This window comes from Enterobacter sp. PP-008-ECC_S150 (genome assembly GCF_045257065.1).
Taxonomy (GTDB): Bacteria; Pseudomonadota; Gammaproteobacteria; order Enterobacterales; family Enterobacteriaceae; genus Enterobacter; species Enterobacter chengduensis.
The window spans coordinates 66,555-85,386 of record NZ_JBJHHG010000017.1 but is presented as its reverse complement, the minus strand read 5'-3'; the positions used below and the strand labels follow the sequence as shown (position 1 = coordinate 85,386).

General features: G+C 58.5%; 17 protein-coding genes. 8 read left to right on the top strand and 9 right to left on the bottom strand.

The genetic code is table 11. The features are described from left to right. The first annotated feature begins 14 nt into the window (after positions 1-14). The 3 genes from secB to cysE all read left to right on the top strand — a co-directional run bounded on the left by secB (position 15) and on the right by cysE (position 2,397). Complete coding sequence (gene secB, locus ACJBF3_RS18295; RefSeq protein WP_003860835.1) at positions 15-482, top strand: protein-export chaperone SecB; 468 nt, start codon at positions 15-17, stop codon at positions 480-482. Further along, on the top strand, positions 482-1,501 hold the full coding sequence (gene gpsA, locus ACJBF3_RS18290) for an NAD(P)H-dependent glycerol-3-phosphate dehydrogenase (protein WP_045328553.1): 1,020 nt from the start codon (positions 482-484) through the stop codon (positions 1,499-1,501). The genes secB and gpsA overlap by 1 nt, the downstream gene beginning before the upstream one ends. Positions 1,502-1,575: 74 nt before the next feature. Beyond that, on the top strand, positions 1,576-2,397 hold the full coding sequence (gene cysE / locus ACJBF3_RS18285; RefSeq protein ID WP_008502718.1) for a serine O-acetyltransferase: 822 nt from the start codon (positions 1,576-1,578) through the stop codon (positions 2,395-2,397). Positions 2,398-2,429: 32 nt separating this feature from the next. Here cysE and trmL read toward each other — a convergent pair whose 3' ends face one another. From trmL to ACJBF3_RS18240, 9 genes are all read right to left on the bottom strand, one after another. Continuing rightward, on the bottom strand, positions 2,430-2,900 hold the full coding sequence (gene trmL, locus ACJBF3_RS18280) for a tRNA (uridine(34)/cytosine(34)/5-carboxymethylaminomethyluridine(34)-2'-O)-methyltransferase TrmL (protein ID WP_045328551.1): 471 nt from the start codon (positions 2,898-2,900) through the stop codon (positions 2,430-2,432). 45 nt (positions 2,901-2,945) lie between these two features. Continuing rightward, on the bottom strand, positions 2,946-4,286 hold the full coding sequence (locus ACJBF3_RS18275) for an aromatic acid/H+ symport family MFS transporter (RefSeq protein WP_045328549.1): 1,341 nt from the start codon (positions 4,284-4,286) through the stop codon (positions 2,946-2,948). Between the two features lie 184 nt (positions 4,287-4,470). Continuing rightward, complete coding sequence (lldD, locus tag ACJBF3_RS18270; RefSeq protein ID WP_045328547.1) at positions 4,471-5,658, bottom strand: quinone-dependent L-lactate dehydrogenase; 1,188 nt, start codon at positions 5,656-5,658, stop codon at positions 4,471-4,473. Further along, the gene (gene lldR, locus ACJBF3_RS18265; protein ID WP_032644435.1) at positions 5,655-6,428 is read right to left on the bottom strand and encodes a transcriptional regulator LldR; all 774 of its coding nucleotides are present in this window, start codon (positions 6,426-6,428) and stop codon (positions 5,655-5,657) included. Before lldR ends, lldD begins: the two co-directional genes overlap by 4 nt. Then, entirely contained in the window at positions 6,425-8,080 is a 1,656-nt protein-coding gene (lldP, locus tag ACJBF3_RS18260; RefSeq protein WP_045328542.1) for an L-lactate permease, read from the bottom strand. The genes lldR and lldP overlap by 4 nt, the downstream gene beginning before the upstream one ends. A 273-nt stretch (positions 8,081-8,353) precedes the next feature. Continuing rightward, a complete protein-coding gene (locus ACJBF3_RS18255) occupies positions 8,354-8,716 on the bottom strand; it encodes a YibL family ribosome-associated protein (protein ID WP_045328541.1) in 363 nt (120 codons plus the stop codon). A 58-nt stretch (positions 8,717-8,774) separates the two neighbouring features. Then, entirely contained in the window at positions 8,775-9,365 is a 591-nt protein-coding gene (gene mtlR / locus ACJBF3_RS18250; protein ID WP_045328539.1) for a mannitol operon repressor MtlR, read from the bottom strand. Beyond that, entirely contained in the window at positions 9,362-10,510 is a 1,149-nt protein-coding gene (gene mtlD / locus ACJBF3_RS18245; RefSeq protein ID WP_045328537.1) for a mannitol-1-phosphate 5-dehydrogenase, read from the bottom strand. The genes mtlR and mtlD overlap by 4 nt, the downstream gene beginning before the upstream one ends. Before the next feature lie 104 nt (positions 10,511-10,614). Beyond that, entirely contained in the window at positions 10,615-12,522 is a 1,908-nt protein-coding gene (locus ACJBF3_RS18240; protein ID WP_047716359.1) for a PTS mannitol transporter subunit IICBA, read from the bottom strand. 652 nt (positions 12,523-13,174) lie between these two features. Here ACJBF3_RS18240 and ACJBF3_RS18235 point away from each other — a divergent pair. The 5 genes from ACJBF3_RS18235 (at position 13,175) to selB (ending at position 18,828) form a co-directional block, all read left to right on the top strand. Then, the gene (locus tag ACJBF3_RS18235) at positions 13,175-13,531 is read left to right on the top strand and encodes a DUF3302 domain-containing protein (protein ID WP_024906600.1); all 357 of its coding nucleotides are present in this window, start codon (positions 13,175-13,177) and stop codon (positions 13,529-13,531) included. Positions 13,532-13,533: 2 nt separating this feature from the next. Further along, a complete protein-coding gene (locus ACJBF3_RS18230; RefSeq protein WP_045328533.1) occupies positions 13,534-14,670 on the top strand; it encodes an HlyD family secretion protein in 1,137 nt (378 codons plus the stop codon). Between the two features lie 91 nt (positions 14,671-14,761). Next, the gene (locus ACJBF3_RS18225; RefSeq protein ID WP_045328532.1) at positions 14,762-15,370 is read left to right on the top strand and encodes a glutathione S-transferase; all 609 of its coding nucleotides are present in this window, start codon (positions 14,762-14,764) and stop codon (positions 15,368-15,370) included. A gap of 228 nt (positions 15,371-15,598) precedes the next feature. Beyond that, complete coding sequence (selA, locus tag ACJBF3_RS18220) at positions 15,599-16,984, top strand: L-seryl-tRNA(Sec) selenium transferase (protein ID WP_045328531.1); 1,386 nt, start codon at positions 15,599-15,601, stop codon at positions 16,982-16,984. Further along, positions 16,981-18,828, top strand: coding sequence for a selenocysteine-specific translation elongation factor (gene selB / locus ACJBF3_RS18215; RefSeq protein ID WP_045328530.1), 1,848 nt, complete (start codon positions 16,981-16,983; stop codon positions 18,826-18,828). Before selA ends, selB begins: the two co-directional genes overlap by 4 nt. The last annotated feature ends 4 nt before the right edge of the window (positions 18,829-18,832 follow it).

Below are 18,832 nucleotides of genomic sequence, written 5' to 3'. Positions count from 1 at the left end.
AAAAGGGTATTTCCATGTCAGAACAAAACAACACCGAGATGACTTTCCAGATCCAGCGTATCTACACCAAGGATGTCTCTTTCGAAGCGCCAAATGCGCCACATGTTTTCCAGAAAGATTGGCAGCCAGAGGTTAAACTTGATCTGGATACCGCATCTACCCAGCTGGCAGATGACGTGTATGAAGTCGTGCTGCGTGTGACTGTTACCGCCTCTCTGGGCGAAGAAACCGCGTTCCTGTGTGAAGTTCAGCAGGGCGGTATCTTCTCTATCGGCGGTATTGAAGGCAACCAGATGGCGCATTGCCTGGGCGCGTACTGCCCGAACATTCTGTTCCCGTATGCGCGTGAATGCATCACCAGCCTGGTTTCTCGCGGTACATTCCCGCAACTGAACCTTGCGCCAGTTAACTTTGATGCGCTGTTCATGAACTATCTGCAGCAGCAGGCTGGCGAAGGTGCTGAACAACATCAGGATGCCTGATGAGCACTGTTAATGCGTCAATGACTGTGATCGGTGCCGGTTCATACGGCACCGCTCTTGCCATCACGCTGGCAAGAAATGGTCACGAGGTGGTTCTCTGGGGCCACGACCCAAAACATATCGCCACGCTGCAGCGCGATCGTTGCAACGTCGCGTTTCTTCCGGACGTTCCGTTCCCTGACTCTCTGCACCTCGAAAGCGACCTCGCGACCGCGCTGACGGCCAGCCGCAACATTCTGATTGTGGTGCCGAGCCATGTCTTCGGCGACGTGCTCCGCCAGATTAAGCCGCTGATGCGCCCGGATGCGCGCATTGTCTGGGCGACAAAAGGACTGGAAGCCGAAACCGGACGCCTGCTGCAGGACGTTGCCCGCGAAGCGCTGGGCGATGCGATCCCGCTGGCGGTCATCTCCGGCCCCACCTTTGCCAAAGAGCTGGCCGCTGGTCTGCCGACAGCCATTTCGCTGGCCTCCACCGATCCGGCCTTCTCCGACGATCTCCAGCAGCTGCTGCACTGCGGCAAGAGCTTCCGCGTCTACAGCAACCCTGATTTTATCGGCGTGCAGCTGGGCGGGGCGGTGAAGAACGTGATTGCGATTGGTGCCGGAATGTCCGACGGCATAGGTTTTGGTGCCAACGCCCGTACGGCGCTGATCACCCGAGGGCTGACCGAAATGTCGCGCCTGGGCGAAGCGCTGGGTGCCGATCCGGCCACCTTTATGGGGATGGCGGGCCTGGGCGACCTGGTGCTGACCTGTACCGACAACCAGTCTCGTAACCGCCGCTTTGGCATGATGCTCGGACAGGGCAGCGATGTAAAAAGCGCGCAGGAGAAGATTGGTCAGGTGGTTGAAGGCTACCGCAATACCAAAGAAGTCCGCGAGCTGGCGCACCGTTTCGGTGTCGAAATGCCAATAACCGAGGAAATTTATCAGGTATTGTATTGCGGAAAAAATGCGCGCGAGGCAGCATTGACCTTATTAGGTCGTGCGCGCAAGGACGAGCGCAGCAGTAACTAGTCGGAACCGTTGTCACCTGAATGACCCAGCCAGCGCAGAACTGGCTGGTCATTAACTATCGTCTGGAGTAAGCAATGCCGTGTGAAGAACTGGATATCGTCTGGAACAATATTAAAGCCGAAGCCCGGGCGCTGGCCGACTGCGAGCCTATGCTGGCCAGTTTCTACCACGCAACGCTACTCAAGCACGAAAACCTCGGCAGCGCGCTGAGCTATATGCTCGCTAACAAGCTGGCTTCTTCGATCATGCCCGCGATTGCCATTCGTGAAGTGGTGGAAGAGGCTTACGCCGCTGACCCGGAAATGATCGCCTCTGCCGCCTGTGATATCCAGGCCGTGCGCACGCGTGACCCGGCGGTCGATAAATACTCTACGCCGCTGCTGTACCTGAAAGGCTTCCACGCCCTGCAGGCTTACCGCATCGGCCACTGGCTGTGGAATGAAGGCCGCCGCGCGCTGGCAATTTTTCTGCAAAACCAGGTCTCCGTGACGTTCCAGGTTGATATTCACCCGGCGGCGAAGATTGGCCGTGGGATCATGCTCGACCATGCCACAGGCATTGTTGTGGGTGAAACGGCGGTGATTGAAGATGACGTCTCGATCCTGCAGTCGGTCACCCTGGGCGGTACCGGTAAAACCAGCGGCGATCGCCATCCGAAAATTCGCGAAGGGGTGATGATAGGCGCGGGGGCAAAAATCCTCGGCAATATCGAAGTCGGGCGCGGCGCGAAGATTGGTGCAGGGTCGGTTGTGCTTCAGCCCGTACCGCCGCACACTACCGCCGCTGGCGTACCGGCGCGCATCGTTGGTAAGCCAGACAGCGATAAGCCGTCCATGGATATGGATCAGCACTTCAACGGCATTCACCATACCTTTGAGTATGGTGACGGCATCTGAGATTTTGCACGGTGGCGCTGCGCTTACCGGGCCTACCTTAATATGGCGCCGGGGTAACCCAGCTGGCGCCAGGCTTCATATACCACCACCGACACCGCGTTCGACAGGTTCATGCTGCGGCTGTCCGGCATCATCGGAATACGGATCTTCTGCTCAGCGGGCAGCGCATCCAGAATCGTGGCCGGCAGGCCGCGGGTTTCCGGGCCAAACATCAGATAGTCACCTGCCTGATAGCTCACGGCGCTGTGCGCTGGCGTGCCTTTGGTGGTCAGGGCGAACATGCGCTGCGGCCGCTCGGCTTCCAGAAACGCGGCGTAATCATGGTGGCGAACCACGGCGGTAAATTCATGATAATCCAGCCCCGCGCGGCGCAGGCGCTTGTCGTCCCACGTAAAGCCCATCGGCTCAATAATGTGCAGGCGAAAGCCGGTGTTGGCGCACAGGCGGATAATATTGCCGGTATTTGGCGGAATTTCTGGTTCGAATAAAACGATGTTAAGCATGCTGCCCCCTTAATTGCGGGGGCAGAATAGCAGAAAAGAGCGGAACTACGCGACGCCAGGTTCCTGCGAGCGGCTATACAGCATTTTGTAGACGGTTGCCGCCGCGGCCACCAGCGCGGGCACGCTGAGGATCATTAAAATACTGTCTGCCTGCCACTGCATTGAAAGCAGCTGGGCGCTGGTCATGGTGCCCGCCACGCCGCCAAAGCGGCCGATGCCCTGCATCCAGGCGATGCCCGTCGCGCGGCACTCGGTAGGGTAAAAGGTGGCGGCCAGGGTTTGCATGCCCGACTGCGCGCCGTTCATCGCGATCCCCATCAGGAAAATCAGCCCGCCAAACAGGGCGATATGATTATGCTCAATGCCCAGTAGCAGAATAAGGCCCATCGTCAGCACGAAACCACACGCGACCACCCTGTGCGCTTCCCAGCGGTCCATCATCCAGCCTGCGAGCAGAATGCCTGCGGTGCCGCCGAAGGTGAAAAGCGAGGTGAGCCAGGCGGATTCCGCCAGGGCATAGCCCATCCCCTGCATCAGCGTCGGCATCCAGCTCAGCAGGACGTAGTAGATGACCAGCCCCATAAAATAGGTTATCCACAGCATCAGGGTGCCGGGCAGCCAGGGCATGGAAAAGAGCTGCGACACGCTCCCTTTTTTAGAGGCGACTTTCTCCTCCGCCAGGAAAAAGCCCGTGACGCTCTCCAGCGTACCGCGGGCGAAGCGGCTGGCGATACGGCGGACCTGCATGACGTCCTTCCCGCGCTGCACCAGAAACTTCACCGACTCGGGCAACAGTAGCGCCAGCAGCAGCGTTAACATCAGCGGGGCAATCGCGCCGGTCAGCAGCACGCTTCGCCAGCCGTGGTGGGGAATTAGCCAGGACGAGATCGCGCCGCCGCCCGCCGCACCTAGAGGGAAGCCGCAGTACATGGTATTGATCGCCATGGCGCGACAGCGCTGGGGGGCGAACTCGGAGATCAGCGTAATGGCGTTCGGCATGGCGGCGCCGAGCCCCAGGCCCGTCAGAAAGCGCCACAGCGTCAGGGTATTCAGGCTTTGCGCCCAGGCCGTCCCCAGGCTTGCAAGACCGAAGAACAGGCAGGAAAAGACCAGCACGCGCTTGCGTCCGATCCGGTCCGATACCGGACCGGCGACCAGCGCACCCAGCGACAGCCCCAGCAGCGCCGCGCTCAGCACCGGGCCCAGATCCTGCTTGTGGATCCCCCATTCCGCCGACAGCGTAGGCGCGATGTAGCCCATCGCCGCCGTATCAAAGCCGTCGATCGCCAGAACCAGAAAGCCCAGCACAATGAGCAGCCAGTGAAACCTCGAAAAGGGGCTCTCATCGATTACCTGCTGAATATCCACCTTGCCTGAATACGTCATACGCTCCCCTTCGATGTGATGTTGTTTTTGTGTTCTTGTATTTGCTTGTCTATACAATTGCGGACGGCAGGTGGATGTCAAATTTTCTTATCCAATATGTTATCTGGATGTTATTTTCGACATAAAAAAAGCGTCCGAGGGGGGAGATCGGACGCGTGAGAAAGAGGGGTTAACGAGAGGAGATTTAAGCCGCGTTTCCCTGAGCAAGCGGAGCCAGCGCCGCCGGTAATTTGCTTAACTCCTGCACCAGAGAGTCTTTGCTGATTTCGCCAATCGTCTTCGCGCCGGTCAGCGTCATTGCCACCTTCATCTCTTTTTCGATCAGGTTAAGCAGATTCGCCACACCTGCCTGGCCCGCCGTCGCCAGCGCGTACAGATACGCACGCCCCAGCAGCACGCTGTCGGCACCGAGCGCAATCATGCGCACCACGTCCAGGCCGTTGCGGATGCCGCTGTCGGCCAGGATGGCGATATCGCCTTTCACCGCATCGGCGATGGCCGGCAGGGCGCGAGCGGAGGAGAGCACCCCGTCGAGCTGGCGTCCGCCGTGGTTAGAGACCACAATCCCGTCTGCGCCAAAGCGTACCGCGTCGCGGGCATCTTCCGGATCGAGGATCCCCTTGATCACCATCGGGCCATCCCAGAATTCGCGGATCCACTCGAGGTCTTTCCATGAGATGGACGGATCGAAGTTGTTCGCCAGCCAGCCGATGTAATCCTCCAGCCCGGTCGGTTTACCGAGGTAGGCCGAGATATTGCCCAGGTCGTGCGGGCGACCGTTGAGGCCGACGTCCCACGCCCACTGCGGATGCGTCACCGCCTGCCAGTAGCGGCGCAGGGCGGCGTTCGGGCCGCTCATGCCGGAGTGCGCGTCGCGATAGCGCGCGCCGGGGGTTGGCATATCAACGGTAAAGACCAGCGTGGAGCAGCCTGCCGCTTTGGCGCGCTCGAGCGCGTTACGCATAAAGCCGCGATCGCGCAGGACGTACAGCTGGAACCACATTGGCCGCTTGATGGTCGGGGCGACCTCTTCAATCGGACAAACCGAGACGGTAGAGAGGGTAAACGGAATGCCTTTGGCATCCGCCGCGGCGGCGGCCTGCACTTCGCCACGGCGGGCATACATACCGCACAGGCCTACAGGCGCCAGCGCCACGGGCATGGAAAGCGTTTCGTTAAACAGTTTCGTCTCAAGGCTCAGGTCAGACATATTCTTCAGCACGCGCTGGCGCAGGGCCACCTCCGACAGGTCTTCCACGTTGCGGCGCAGGGTGTATTCGGCATACGCCCCGCCGTCGATGTAGTGGAATAGGAACGGGGGCAAAATGCGCTGCGCCGCGGCGCGATAGTCACTGGCTGCTGAAATGATCATGCTTTGTTCTCCCTGGAAATATCACTGTCGCCAGGCAGACGGGTAATACGCGCCTGTCGGGCCTGGTCTTCATCAAATCGTTTAATGGTGGTGTGCACGAAGCCGAGATGCGCCATCATCGCCTTGCGTGCGGCCTCGGCATCACCGGCCAGAATGGCGTTGAGCACCGCCTCGTGCTGCTCTGTGAGCTGGGCAAACACCGGCGGAACCAGATACATGCGCTGGCGGCTCTGCTTCACGGACGATTGCAGCAGGTCGAAGAACCCGCGCATGGTCTGGAGCAGCACCACGTTGTGCGACGCCTCGGCAATCGCCAGGTGAAAACGCACGTCCGCCTGGGAGGCGATATCCGGGTCGCTGCTTTGCGTGGCCTCAAAGCAGGCGACGAGTTTCTCTTTGTCGGCGTCGGTTGCCCGCATGGCCGCGTGCCAGGCGGTACTGGTTTCGATGGCGTGACGCGCTTCCAGGATGTCGAAGCTGTAGTCCGGGTCGTTCTCCATCAGCGTTTTCAGCGGCTGAACGATGTTTTGCTCGGACCAGTCGTCATGCTGCCAGCGTACAAAGGTGCCGCCGCCGCGACGGCTCACCAGTACCCCTTCGCTGACCAGCGTCGCCAGCGCCTCGCGCAGGGAATTACGCGACACGCCAAGCTGGGCGGCGAGCTGGCGTTCGGCGGGCAGCTTCATGCCCGCTTCCAGCTGTTGTTCTTCAATCAGCGCCCGCACGCGAGAGGCAATCTCGTCGGACAGGCGCCTGGGCATCACTATCATGGGATCATCCAGGTTAAGACATAGGCCTGCAGGGTGGTGATCGCCCCGACCATGCAGGTGAATATCAGGCTGTGCTTCACGGTAAAGCGGAACAGATCCGACTCTTTACCGACCAGTCCCACCGCCGCGCAGGCAATGGCGATGGATTGCGGAGAGATCATTTTTCCGGTCACGCCGCCGGTGGTGTTTGCGGCCACCAGCAGGACGTCCGACACGCCAATCTGCTGGGCCGCCGTGGCCTGCAGCGCGGCAAACAGGGCGTTAGACGAGGTATCTGACCCCGTCAGGAACACCCCCAGCCAGCCGAGGAACGGCGAGAAGAAGGTGAAGGCGTGGCTGGTATGCGCCAGCGCCAGTGCCAGCGTCGATGACAGGCCGGAGTAGTTGGAGATAAACGCGAACGCCAGCACCATGCCGATGGAGTAAATCGGCAGCATCAGCTCTTTAACGGTCGCCGCAAAGGTCTGCACCGCGGCGGCAGGCTTCATGCGCAGCCACACTACGGAAAGGATCGCGGCAAACAGGATGGCGGTCCCGGTGGCGGAGAACCAGTCGAATTTATAGACTGCAGCATACGGAGTGGCGGCGTGCACCACCGGCGGCATGCGGGCGACCATCTTGTCGAGGAACGGCACGGAAATATTAATCACCATGTCGTACAGCGCGCCGCCCGGTGCGAACAGGGCCTTAAACGGCGGGATGCTCCACAGGGTGACCGTTGCGGTCAGGAACAGGAACGGCGACCAGGCGCGGATCACCTGCCCAGCGGTATAGCCCGTGCGCGCCAGGGTTTGATCGACCTGCGAGGCGCCCATGTCGGCGAAGCGGAAAATACGTACCGGCTGCCAGCGCTTCAGGAACAGCGTCAGACAGACCAGAGAGACCAGCGAAGAGATAATGTCCGGCAGTTCCGGGCCAAGGAAGTTCGAGCTGAGATACTGGGCAATCGCGAACGAACCGCCTGCCACCATTACCGCAGGCCAGGTCTCCTTCACGCCGCGCCAGCCGTCCATAATCGCCATGATCCAGAACAGGACGATAATGGTCAGGAAGGGCAGCTGGCGGCCCACCATCTGGCCGATCTCAAAGCTGTCCAGCCCGGTAACCTGTCCGGCCACCAGAATTGGGATACCCATCGCGCCAAACGCCACCGGGGCGGTGTTCACAATCAGGCACAGGCCCGCGGCATACAGTGGGTTAAAGCCGAGCCCCACCAGCAGCGCGGCGGTGATCGCCACCGGTGCGCCAAAGCCTGCCGCCCCTTCCAGAAACGCCCCGAAGGAGAAGCCGACAATCAGCATCTGCAGGCGCTGGTCCGGCGTGATGGAGAGAATCGACGAGCGGATGATGTCGAACTGCCCGGTTTTCACCGAGATTTTATAGACAAAGACCGCCGCGATGATGATCCACGCAATCGGCCACAGGCCGTAGAAGAAACCGTAGACGACGGAGGCCAGCGCGCGATCGACCGGCATTTTGTAGAAGAACAGCGCTACCATCAGGGCGATAGCAACGGTATAGGTCGCGGCAAGGTAGCCCTTCAGCTTCAGCTTAATCAGCGCAAAGAAGAAGAACAGGATCGGAAGCGATGCGATCAGGCTCGACAGCCAGATATTGCCGGCCGGGTCGTAGTTTTGTTGCCAGAGGCTCATGCAGGTCTCCTGGGGACCAGACAGCCTGTGCTGCGGGTGAGTCTCCGCTCAACTCTGCGTCACACGCTGTGTAAAAGTGGTCCTGCCAATGTTGTGTTGTAGGGTTAATGACAATAAATGGTTAACCAGATGTTATGAGCTAGCAATGGTTTTGTGAGCGAAAATAATGGAATTGTGAACCGAGGGAGGATTGATTGCGTTATTGGTTGGACCAATTAACGTGAAGGGGGGAACAGAGTAGGCCGGGTAAGCGCAGCGCCACCCGGCATGAAATCAGAACGCCGTCTTACAAAAGCCCGTCATCTCTTTCAGGCCCATTTCGCGGCCAAGCTCGGTCATCGGGTGTACCACCACCAGGCCACGGACGCTTTTCTTCAGCTTGCCCATGTCGGCCTGCTCTTTTTTGGTGATCGCACGGCGGTGCGGCATGCCCATCAGCTTCTGTGCTTCTTTACTCAGCTTCTGGCCTTTCACCTCGCGCAGACGCTCGATTTCGGTTTCCAGCGTGGCGGCTTCTTTTTCCAGCTCGGCGTACTTTTCGGCGGAATCGACCAGCAACAGGCCTGCCATCTGGTGGCGGATCAGATCCAGACGGTCGCTCAGGCGTTTAATTTCGTTCTTTTCGACTTCTTTCATGACAAATAACTCTGAAAACGGGGAATTTACAGGGAAGGATACACCAATGTGAGCAGGCTTACTTCTGAAACGCTTTTTTTAAGCTGATTCGGGAAATCAGCTCAGTCAGGGAGAGTACCATCGTGGAACGGACAACCTGTTGATAACGCAGCTTTTGCATCGCATAGAGCTCAGGATCGCTGTTATCAAAATGGGGAGCAGGGGGCAGCGCGGTAACGCAGTGCAGCTCGCCGAACGGCCCGAGGATCTCATCGTCGGTAAACGTGTACTCGTTACCGTCATGGTTGAGCTCTTCGCGCAGCGCCATTAACAGCTCCGCATCTTCATAATCTTGTCGGTTCAGCACGCCAAGACCATAAATCAGCTTCAGACGCACGGATAAATCGCCCAGCGGTCCGTCGCCGTCCAGTAACGGTTCTACAGCATATTTTACCGCGTAGTCGTCTTTGCGAAACACCTGAAGCACCAGGATATTCACCGCCTCGGTTAACAGCTCGACGGCGGCTATCAGGAAACTTCGTACGGTTTTGCCAGCATTCAGACGCTCAAGCACACGATTTTCAAAGGCCTGGGTTTGTTCCATTATTGCCTGCATATCTGACAATCTATAATCTGGGCGCAGGTTAACCTGCGCCGCACTGTGCATCATTTGGTTGCGTTGTATGCGTTAACCGCCTCCACAACCACGTCGCTGTTGGCGTCCAGACCGGAAATCTGTGCCAGCGCAGCCTGCGCGCCTTTGGTATCAATCAGCTGAGCCAGCTCAATCGCCTGCGGGTCCTGCTCGCTGCGGTAGTGCATGGCAGCGGCAATGCCTTTCACCAGGTTAACGTGCGGCAGGCCGTATTCCAGCGTGCCGAGCAGCGGCTTAATCAGACGGTCGCCCGCGCTCAGCTTACGCAGCGGCTGACGGCCCACGCGCTCAACGTCATCTTTCAGATACGGGTTTTCAAAGCGACCGAGAATTTTCTGGATGTATGCTGCGTGTTTATCCGCATCAAAACCGTAGCGTTTGATCAGCACCGCGCCGCTCTCTTCCATTGCCCCTTTTACCACCGCGCGGATCTTCTCATCGAGGATCGCGTCACGAATGGTCTGATGACCGGCCAATTTTCCGAGGTACGCGGTTATAGCATGCCCGGTGTTCAGCGTGAAGAGTTTGCGTTCGACAAATGCCATCAGGTTATCGGTTAATTCCATGCCCGGAATGGTCGGCAGCGCGCCCTTAAACTGGGTTTTATCGACGATCCACTCGCTGAAGGTTTCCACGGTCACTTCCAGCGGGTCGTTGGTGGCGGATTCTGAAGGCGGCACGATGCGATCGACAGCGGAATCCACAAACCCGACGTGCGCTTCAACCCAGGCTTTGTCTTCGTCTGCTACCGCGTTGAGAACGTGGCCTTTCAGCTGCGTGGTGCCGCGCACCATGTTTTCACAGGCGATGATGTTCAGCGGCGTTTCAATACCCTGCGCCTTACGTTTTGCCAGTCCTTTCGCGACCGCAGGGGCGATGCGCTCAAGCACAACCGGGCCCACGGCGGTGGTGACCAGATCGACGCTGGCGATCAGGTCAATCACGTCGTCGCCGATGCTGCTGACCGCGTTGACGCCGGATACCGTCTCAACCTGCTCGTTTTCGCCCACCACGTGAACCTGATAGCTATGACGCGCATTCAGGGCATCCAGGACAACCTGATTCACATCGGCGAACGTCAGCGTAATGCCCGCGTCTGCCAGCAGTTTGCCGATAAAGCCACGACCAATGTTACCTGCGCCAAAATGTAATGCTTTCATAGTGTTAACCTTCATCAATGTTTTTACCCGAGAGGGCTGGGGTGAGGAGCTTTCTCCCCCTCACCCTAACCCTCTCCCCGAAGGGGAGAGGGAAGAGAACGGACTTACTTGTTCAACAGCGCCAGCACTTCTTCCACGCTGGTGGTGTTGGCCAGACGCTCAATCACCGTTTCGTCATCCAGCGCGTTGGTCAGGCTGGTAATCACCTGAATGTGCTCGTTATTGCGAGCGGCGATACCAATCACCAGGCGGGCGATGTCGTCTTCTTCTTCACCGAAGCGCACGCCCTGCGGATACTGACAGAATACGACGCCGGTTTTCAGGACGCGATCTTTCGCTTCAACCGTACCGTGCGGCACCGCGATGGATTCGCCCAGGTAGGTTGGCGTCAGTTTTTCGCGTTCCAGCATCGCGTCGACGTATTCAGGCTGAACGTAGCCGCCTTTTACCAGCTGCTCACCGGCAAAGCGAATCGCCTCTTCTTTGGTAGCCGCGGTACGACCGAGGAAGATGTTTTCCGCACCCAGTTTGAACAGGTGGGCATTGCTCTCGTCAAAGCTATCCTGCAGGCTGGAGCGCACCTTCACTTCGTTTTCTTCGTGACGCTGTGCGGCAACCAGACGTTCGGTCAGGCTGCTGTACAGACCGCTGTCGAGGAAGTTGGTCAGCGAAATGTGCTGTGCCTGCGGCACCTGGCGCATGGCGCGCTCGGTCAGGTCGCGGTGCGTAATGACCAGGTCAACGTCCGGCGGCAGGCTGTTAATGGCGCTGTTGGTGACGGAGATGTTGGTCAGGCCCGCATCCTGCACTTTCTTGCGCAGCACGCCGGCACCCATTGCGCTGGAACCCATACCGGCGTCGCAGGCAACGATGATTTTACGCACGTGGCTCAGGTCGTTAGACACTTCACCCGCCGCCAGCGGGGTTGCGCCCTTGGACTCGGCTTTCATGTCGTGCATACGGCGGGTTGCCGCTTCGATATCGTCATCTTCTTTTACTTTGCTGGTTTTCAGCAGAATAGAAGAGACCACGAAGGAGACCGCCATGGCTGCACAGATCGCCGCGATGTTCGCGAAGTACGCCCCTTTTGGCGTCATCGCCAGCACCGCCAGGATAGAACCCGGAGAAGCAGGGGAAACCAGGCCGCCGCCCAGCACGCTCAGGGTGAACACGCCGGTCATGCCGCCGAGGATAACGGCCAGGATCAGACGCGGGTTCATCAGCACGTACGGGAAGTAAATTTCGTGGATACCGCCCAGGAAGTGGATGATCGCCGCACCGCCAGCAGACTGTTTCGCGCTGCCGCGACCAAAGAACATATACGCCAGCAGGACGCCCATACCCGGACCCGGGTTGGCTTCAATCAGGAAGAAGATGGACTTGCCGAGATCGTGCGACTGCTGGATGCCCAGCGGCGAGAAGATACCGTGGTTGATGGCGTTGTTAAGGAACAGGATTTTCGCCGGTTCAACGAAGATAGACGCCAGCGGCAGCATGTCGTGCGCCACCATGAAGTTAACGCCCGCCGCCAGAATTTTGGACAGCACTTCAACCGCAGGACCAATGCCGAGGAACGCAAGAATCGCGAGGATCATCCCAATGATGCCCGCAGAGAAGTTGTTCACCAGCATTTCGAAGCCGGATTTGATCTTACCATCAACCCAGACGTCGAATTTTTTAATCGCCCAGCCGCCCAGAGGACCGGCAATCATGGCACCGAGGAACATCGGCATATCTGCACCGACAATCACGCCCATTGTGGTGATGGCACCCACGACGCCACCACGGTCACCGCCTACCAGACGACCACCGGTGAAACCGATGAGCAGCGGCAGGAGGTAAGTAATCATAGGGCCAACAAGTTTCGCCAGCGTTTCGTTAGGCAACCACCCTGTCGGAATGAACAATGCGGTGATAATACCCCACGCGATAAACGCGCCGATATTTGGCATCACCATGTTGCTGAGGAAACGACCAAAGCTTTGAACTTTGATCTTGAAATCGGATGACATAAAACACCCCTTCTTCTGTTTACGCTTAGGCTTGCGGCCCGAGGTTTATTGTTAATGAGGCGGCAGAGGTAGCCGGACCCTGTTCTGATGCTGTGAAATCTGGCACTGAATCGTTCAACTGTCCAGACAGCGGAAATTTGTGTGATGTACGTCACGTAAAGATAGGGGGTGTGGATATCAATGAAGTGATCTTGGTCACAAAATTGGTGGGCAAAAAAAATACGATGGCGAGGAAAAAGGCAAAAGTCACGAGTTTGTGTGATTGTTGTCACGTTTTTGTTTGGTGTGTTTGTTTCAAGATTGTGACTGATTTCACAAAATATTTTTATGCAGATTTCTCCGGCTGCGATCGCCAGCAAACTCTGATTTGCGATCGTGGGTTCGAATGGATGCCACACAAAAAGCTAAAAAAAAGGGTCACGAATGTCGTATGGCAAAAAGAAAAAAGCTGGATTACGCTCATATTGTAAGGTTACCTCTTTTATTATTCAGGTTATATTTTGACACGCTTATAAACTTGCGTGGAGATATTATAAAAACCGATACTCCCCGGCTCTGAAATAGTAAGCACAACCCTGTGTTTATATAAATTAATTAGGTTGCGTACCATTCTATTAATTTAATGAGTTGACGTTGTTTAAGTGAGGAGAATATGTTTCTCAACTATTTTGCGCTGGGCGTATTGATTTTTGTATTTCTGGTTCTTTTTTACGGAATCATCGCTATCCATGACATCCCTTATAATATGGCCAAAAAGCGTAACCACCCGCATGCCGATGCCATTCATACGGCAGGCTGGATTAGCCTGTTTACGCTCCATGCCATCTGGCCGTTCCTGTGGATCTGGGCCACGCTGTACCGCGAAGATCGCGGCTGGGGTATGCAGAACCACATCACAAAGCCGGATGAGGTCCCGGGCATGGATGCGCTTGCCAAACGCGTGGCGGAACTCGAACAAAAGCTGGCCGCGGTAAAGCCCGCAGCTGATAAGAATACGCTGGAGCGCTGATCGTGGATCTGTTGATTATTTTGACCTACGTGGCATTTGCCTGGGCCATCTTTAAAATATTTCGTATTCCGGTTAACCAGTGGACGCTTGCCACCGCAACATTAGGTGGGGTATTTATTGTTGCCGGACTGATTCTGCTCATGAACTATAACCACCCGTATACCTTTACGGCGCAAAAAGCGGTTATTTCTATTCCGATTACGCCGCAGGTGACCGGAGTCGTCAGTGAAGTAACCGATAAAAATAACCAGCTTATTAAAAAAGGCGAGGTGTTATTTAAGCTGGATCCGGGCCGCTACCAGGCGCGTGTCGACAGACTGCAGGCCGACCTGGTGACCGCGACGCATAACATTGACGGTCTGAAAGCGCAGCTTGCAGAAGCCGTCGCCAATACCACCCGCGTCTCCGCGGAGCGTGACCGCCTGTACAAAGATTATCAGCGCTACCTGAAGGGCAGCCAGGCAAAGGTGAATCCGTTCTCTGAAAGCGATATCGACAACGCGCGGCAGAACTATCTGGCACAGGATGCGCTGGTAAAAGGCTCCGTGGCTGAACAGACGCAGATTCAAAGCCAGCTGGACAGCATGGTGAACGGCGAACAGTCGCAGATTGCCTCCTTACGCGCCCAGCTTGCCGAAGCCAAATACAATCTGGATCAGACCGTGGTGCGCGCGCCGAGCAATGGCTATATCACTCAGGTGCTGATTCGTCCGGGAACCTATGCCGCCGCGCTGCCGCTGCGTCCGATGATGGTTTTTATTCCGGAACAGAAGCGCCAGATCGTGGCCCAGTTCCGTCAGAACTCGCTGCTGCGTCTGAAGCCGGGCGATGAGGCGGAAGTGGTGTTTAACGCGCTGCCGGGCCAGGTGTTCTCCGGTAAGCTCACCAGCGTTCTGCCGGTGGTGCCTGGCGGGTCGTATCAGGCGCAGGGGGCGTTGCAGGCATTGACCGTCACGCCGGGTACGGATGGCGTTCAGGCGCTGATTGAGCTGGAACCCAACGCCGACGTCGATGCCCTGCCGGACGGCATCTATGCCCAGGTGGCGGTTTATTCGGACCATTTCGCCCACGTCTCGGTGATGCGTAAAGTGCTGCTGCGGATGACCAGCTGGATGCACTACCTCTACCTCGATCACTGATTCTTCCCCGGGCAGGAATGCGACGCGCATATCTGCCCTTTTTTCATCGCTTGATCCATACTGACTTTTTTCCGGCATCAAGGATCAGGCAATGAAACTTATCGGTAGCTACACCAGTCCCTTCGTGCGAAAAATCTCGATTCTCCTGCTGGAGAAAGGGATTGAATTTGAATTCATCAACGAACAGCCCTACAACGCCGAAAACGGCGTCGCGCAGTACAACCCGCTGGGGAAAGTTCCGGCGCTGGTGACGGACGAGGGGGAATACTGGTTCGACTCCCCGATTATTGCGGAGTATATCGAGCTGCTGGGCGTGGCCCCGGCCATGCTGCCTGCTGACCCAAAAGCAGCGCTGGCGATGAAGCAAATTGAAGCGCTGGCCGACGGCATTATGGATGCGGCACTGACCTCCGTTCGCGAGCAGGCCAGGCCCGCCGCCCAGCAGTCGGAAACGGAACTGTTACGCCAGCGGGAAAAAATCAGCCGCAGCCTGGACAGGTGCGAACAGCTTATCCAGGAGGGGAAAATCGAGACCGACAGCCTGAACCTGGCGACCATCGCCATCGCCTGCGCCATCGGCTATCTCAACTTCCGCCGCGTGTCCCCGGGCTGGTGCGTCGACCGTCCGCTGCTGGTGAAGCTTGCTGATACGCTCTTTAGCCGCGAGAGCTTTGCCCGTACTGAACCGCCAAAGGCTTGACGCGGGTTATACCCGTCATACTTCAAGCTGCATGTGCGTTGGCTTTCCTCGTTCACCCCAGTCACGTACTCATGTACGCTCCTGGGGATTCACTGCGTCGCCGCCTTCATGCAACTTGAATTATTTAGGGTATATAACACTTCGGCATCGGAGGCGGTACAATCCCTCCACATGTTAACTCCCTCTCCCGTCGGGAGGGGGGAAGATATTTACTCGCCAGGCGCTTTCATGACTACTCATCATTCGCTGTACAGCCAGATCCCCGCTACCGACCGTCTTCTTCGCGAGCCCCGCATTCATGCTGTTGTTGAGCGTTTCGGCCATACCGCGACGGTTGCGATGTTACGCCTGCTTCAGGACGAAGCCCGCCGCGCGATTCAGGCCGAAAACGCCTTACCCGACTGGTGTACCGCGTGGGAGCAGGAAGTGGAGCACAGGCTGGACGAGAAAGCGCAAAGCGCGTTACGCCCGGTGATTAACCTGACCGGTACCGTGCTGCATACCAATCTGGGCCGCGCGCAGCAGGCGGAAGAGGCGGTTGCTGCGGTCGCGCAGGCGATGCGTGCGCCGGTCACGCTGGAGTACGATCTGGACGGTGCCGGGCGCGGGCATCGCGATCGCGCCCTGGCGGACCTCCTGTGCCGGCTGACCGGCGCGGAAGATGCCTGCATCGTGAATAACAACGCTGCGGCGGTGCTGCTGATGCTGGCGGCCACCGCCAGCGGCAAAGAGGTGGTGGTTTCTCGTGGCGAGCTGGTGGAGATTGGCGGGGCGTTTCGCATCCCGGACGTGATGCGCCAGGCGGGCTGTACGCTGCATGAGGTGGGCACCACCAACCGTACCCACGCGAAAGATTATCGCGCGGCGGTGAACGAAAACACCGCCCTGCTGATGAAGGTCCACACCAGCAATTACCAGATTGAAGGCTTTACCAAAACGGTTGAAGAGGCCGAGCTGGCGGCGATGGGGCGCGAGCTCAATATTCCGGTGATTGCCGATCTCGGCAGCGGTTCGCTGGTCGATCTGAGCCGGTACGGCCTGCCAAAAGAACCTATGCCGCAGGAGATGATTGCCGCGGGCGTTAGCCTGGTCAGCTTCTCCGGCGACAAGCTGCTGGGCGGGCCGCAGGCCGGGATTATCGTCGGCAAGCGCGAGCTGATTGCGAAGCTGCAGCAGCATCCGCTCAAGCGCGCCCTGCGTGCCGATAAAATGACCCTTGCCGCGCTGGACGCAACGCTGCGGCTCTATCTCCATCCGGAGAAGCTGGCCGACCGCCTGCCCACGCTGCGCCTGTTAACCCGCGATGCCGCCTCGATTCGCGCCCAGGCCGAATTACTTCTGTCGCGCATCGCCCCGCACTACCCCGACTTTGACGTCCGCATTGAGCCTTGCCAGTCGCAGATTGGCAGCGGTTCGCTGCCGGTAGACAGGCTGCCGAGCGAAGCGCTCACCTTTACCCCGCGCGACGGGCGCGGCAGCCACCTGGAAGCCCTGTCGTTGCGCTGGCGCGGCCTGCCGACGCCGGTTATCGGGCGGATTTACGATGGCCGAATGTGGCTGGATCTGCGCTGCCTTGAAGATGAAGCGCGATTTCTGGAGATGATGTTGAAATGATTATTGCCACCGCCGGTCATGTCGACCACGGAAAAACCACGTTGCTGCAGGCCATCACCGGAATAAACGCCGACCGCCTGCCGGAAGAGAAAAAGCGCGGCATGACCATCGATCTGGGCTATGCCTACTGGCCCCAGCCCGATGGCCGCGTGCTGGGTTTTATCGACGTTCCGGGACATGAAAAGTTTCTGTCCAACATGCTGGCGGGCGTGGGCGGCATCGATCATGCCCTGCTGGTGGTGGCCTGCGATGACGGCGTGATGGCGCAAACCCGCGAGCATCTGGCGATCCTGCAGCTTACCGGCAGCCCGCAGCTGACCGTGGCGCTGACCAAAGCCGATCGCGTGGATGACGCCAGAATCAGCGAGGTGCGCGAAGCAGTACAGGCGACCCTGGGCGAGTATGGCTTTGTCGACGCACCGCTATTTGTCACCGTGGCGACGGAGGGCCGCGGTATCGACGAACTTCGCCACCACTTGCAGCAACTTTCACCGTGCGAGCATGCCAGCCATCACCGCTTCCGGCTGGCGATTGACCGCGCATTTACCGTCAAAGGCGCGGGTCTGGTGGTCACCGGTACCGCCTTGAGCGGCGAAGTGAAGGTGGGGGATAGCCTGTGGCTGACGGGGGTGAACAAGCCGATGCGCGTGCGCGGCTTACATGCGCAAAACCAGCCCGCAGAGCGCGCTCATGCCGGGCAGCGGATCGCACTGAACATCGCCGGGGATGCGGAAAAAGAGCAGCTTAACCGCGGCGACTGGCTGCTGGCCGATGCCCCGCCTGAACCGTCTGAACGCGTCATTGTCTCCCTGCAGGCCAGCGCGCCCCTGACCCAATGGCAGCCGCTGCATATTCACCACGCGGCCAGCCATATCACCGGGCGCGTGTCGCTGCTGGAAAACGACCTTGCCGAACTGGTATTCGATTCCCCGCTCTGGCTGGCAGACAACGATCGTCTGGTCCTGCGGGATATCTCCGCGCGGGAAACGCTGGCCGGGGCGCGGGTGGTCGCGCTGAATCCACCGCGACGCGGCAAGCGTAAGCCGGAATATCTGCAGTGGCTTTCCGCGCTGGCACAGGCGCCGGATGATAGCGCCGCGCTGCGGGTGCATCTCGATCGCGGCGCGGTAAACCTGAGTGATTTTGCCTGGGCACGCCAGCTGAGCGGGGAAGGCTTACGGCAGCTGACACAAGAGCCGGGCTTTATTCAGGCCGGTAACAGCCTGCTGAACGCCCCGGTTGCCGCACGCTGGCAGCGTAAGATTCTGAACACGCTGGCGACGTATCATGAACAGCATCAGGACGAGCCTGGTCCGGGCCGCGAGCGCCTGCGCCGCATGGCGCTGCCGATGGAAGACGACGCGCTGGTGCTGCTGCTGATCGAAAACATGCGTGAAAGCGGGGTGATAAAAAGCCACCACGGCTGGCTGCACCTGCCGGAGCACAAAGCCGGTTTCACCGCAGAGCAAGAGGCAATATGGCAAAAAGCGGCCCCGCTGTTTGGCGATGAGCCGTGGTGGGTTCGCGACCTGGCCCGGGAAACAAACACCGACGAGCAGATGATGCGTCAGGTATTGCGGCACGCGGCGCAGCAGGGGCTGATAGTCGCGATCGTGAAAGATCGTTATTACCGTAACGATCGGATCGTGGCGTTTGCTAACCTGATCCGCGAGCTGGATCAGGCGCGTGGCTCAACCTGCGCCGCCGATTTCCGCGACCGGCTGAACGTCGGCCGCAAGCTGGCGATTCAGATCCTGGAGTACTTCAACCGCATCGGCTTTACCCGCCGCCGCGGTAACGACCATCTTCTGCGAGATTCGTTATTATTTCCTGAAACTCCGTGACCCC

Coding starts and splice junctions, on each gene's coding strand:
- ACJBF3_RS18255 (WP_045328541.1), bottom strand. CDS start 8,716: ATGAAAGAAGTCGAAAAGAACGAAATTAAACGCCTGAGCGACCGTCTG.
- ACJBF3_RS18225 (WP_045328532.1), top strand. CDS start 14,762: ATGAAACTTATCGGTAGCTACACCAGTCCCTTCGTGCGAAAAATCTCG.
- gpsA (WP_045328553.1), top strand. CDS start 482: ATGAGCACTGTTAATGCGTCAATGACTGTGATCGGTGCCGGTTCATAC.
- ACJBF3_RS18275 (WP_045328549.1), bottom strand. CDS start 4,286: ATGACGTATTCAGGCAAGGTGGATATTCAGCAGGTAATCGATGAGAGC.
- selB (WP_045328530.1), top strand. CDS start 16,981: ATGATTATTGCCACCGCCGGTCATGTCGACCACGGAAAAACCACGTTG.
- selA (WP_045328531.1), top strand. CDS start 15,599: ATGACTACTCATCATTCGCTGTACAGCCAGATCCCCGCTACCGACCGT.
- ACJBF3_RS18235 (WP_024906600.1), top strand. CDS start 13,175: ATGTTTCTCAACTATTTTGCGCTGGGCGTATTGATTTTTGTATTTCTG.
- trmL (WP_045328551.1), bottom strand. CDS start 2,900: ATGCTTAACATCGTTTTATTCGAACCAGAAATTCCGCCAAATACCGGC.
- mtlD (WP_045328537.1), bottom strand. CDS start 10,510: ATGAAAGCATTACATTTTGGCGCAGGTAACATTGGTCGTGGCTTTATC.
- lldR (WP_032644435.1), bottom strand. CDS start 6,428: ATGATAGTGATGCCCAGGCGCCTGTCCGACGAGATTGCCTCTCGCGTG.
- secB (WP_003860835.1), top strand. CDS start 15: ATGTCAGAACAAAACAACACCGAGATGACTTTCCAGATCCAGCGTATC.
- cysE (WP_008502718.1), top strand. CDS start 1,576: ATGCCGTGTGAAGAACTGGATATCGTCTGGAACAATATTAAAGCCGAA.
- lldP (WP_045328542.1), bottom strand. CDS start 8,080: ATGAGCCTCTGGCAACAAAACTACGACCCGGCCGGCAATATCTGGCTG.
- mtlR (WP_045328539.1), bottom strand. CDS start 9,365: ATGATGCACAGTGCGGCGCAGGTTAACCTGCGCCCAGATTATAGATTG.
- lldD (WP_045328547.1), bottom strand. CDS start 5,658: ATGATCATTTCAGCAGCCAGTGACTATCGCGCCGCGGCGCAGCGCATT.
- ACJBF3_RS18240 (WP_047716359.1), bottom strand. CDS start 12,522: ATGTCATCCGATTTCAAGATCAAAGTTCAAAGCTTTGGTCGTTTCCTC.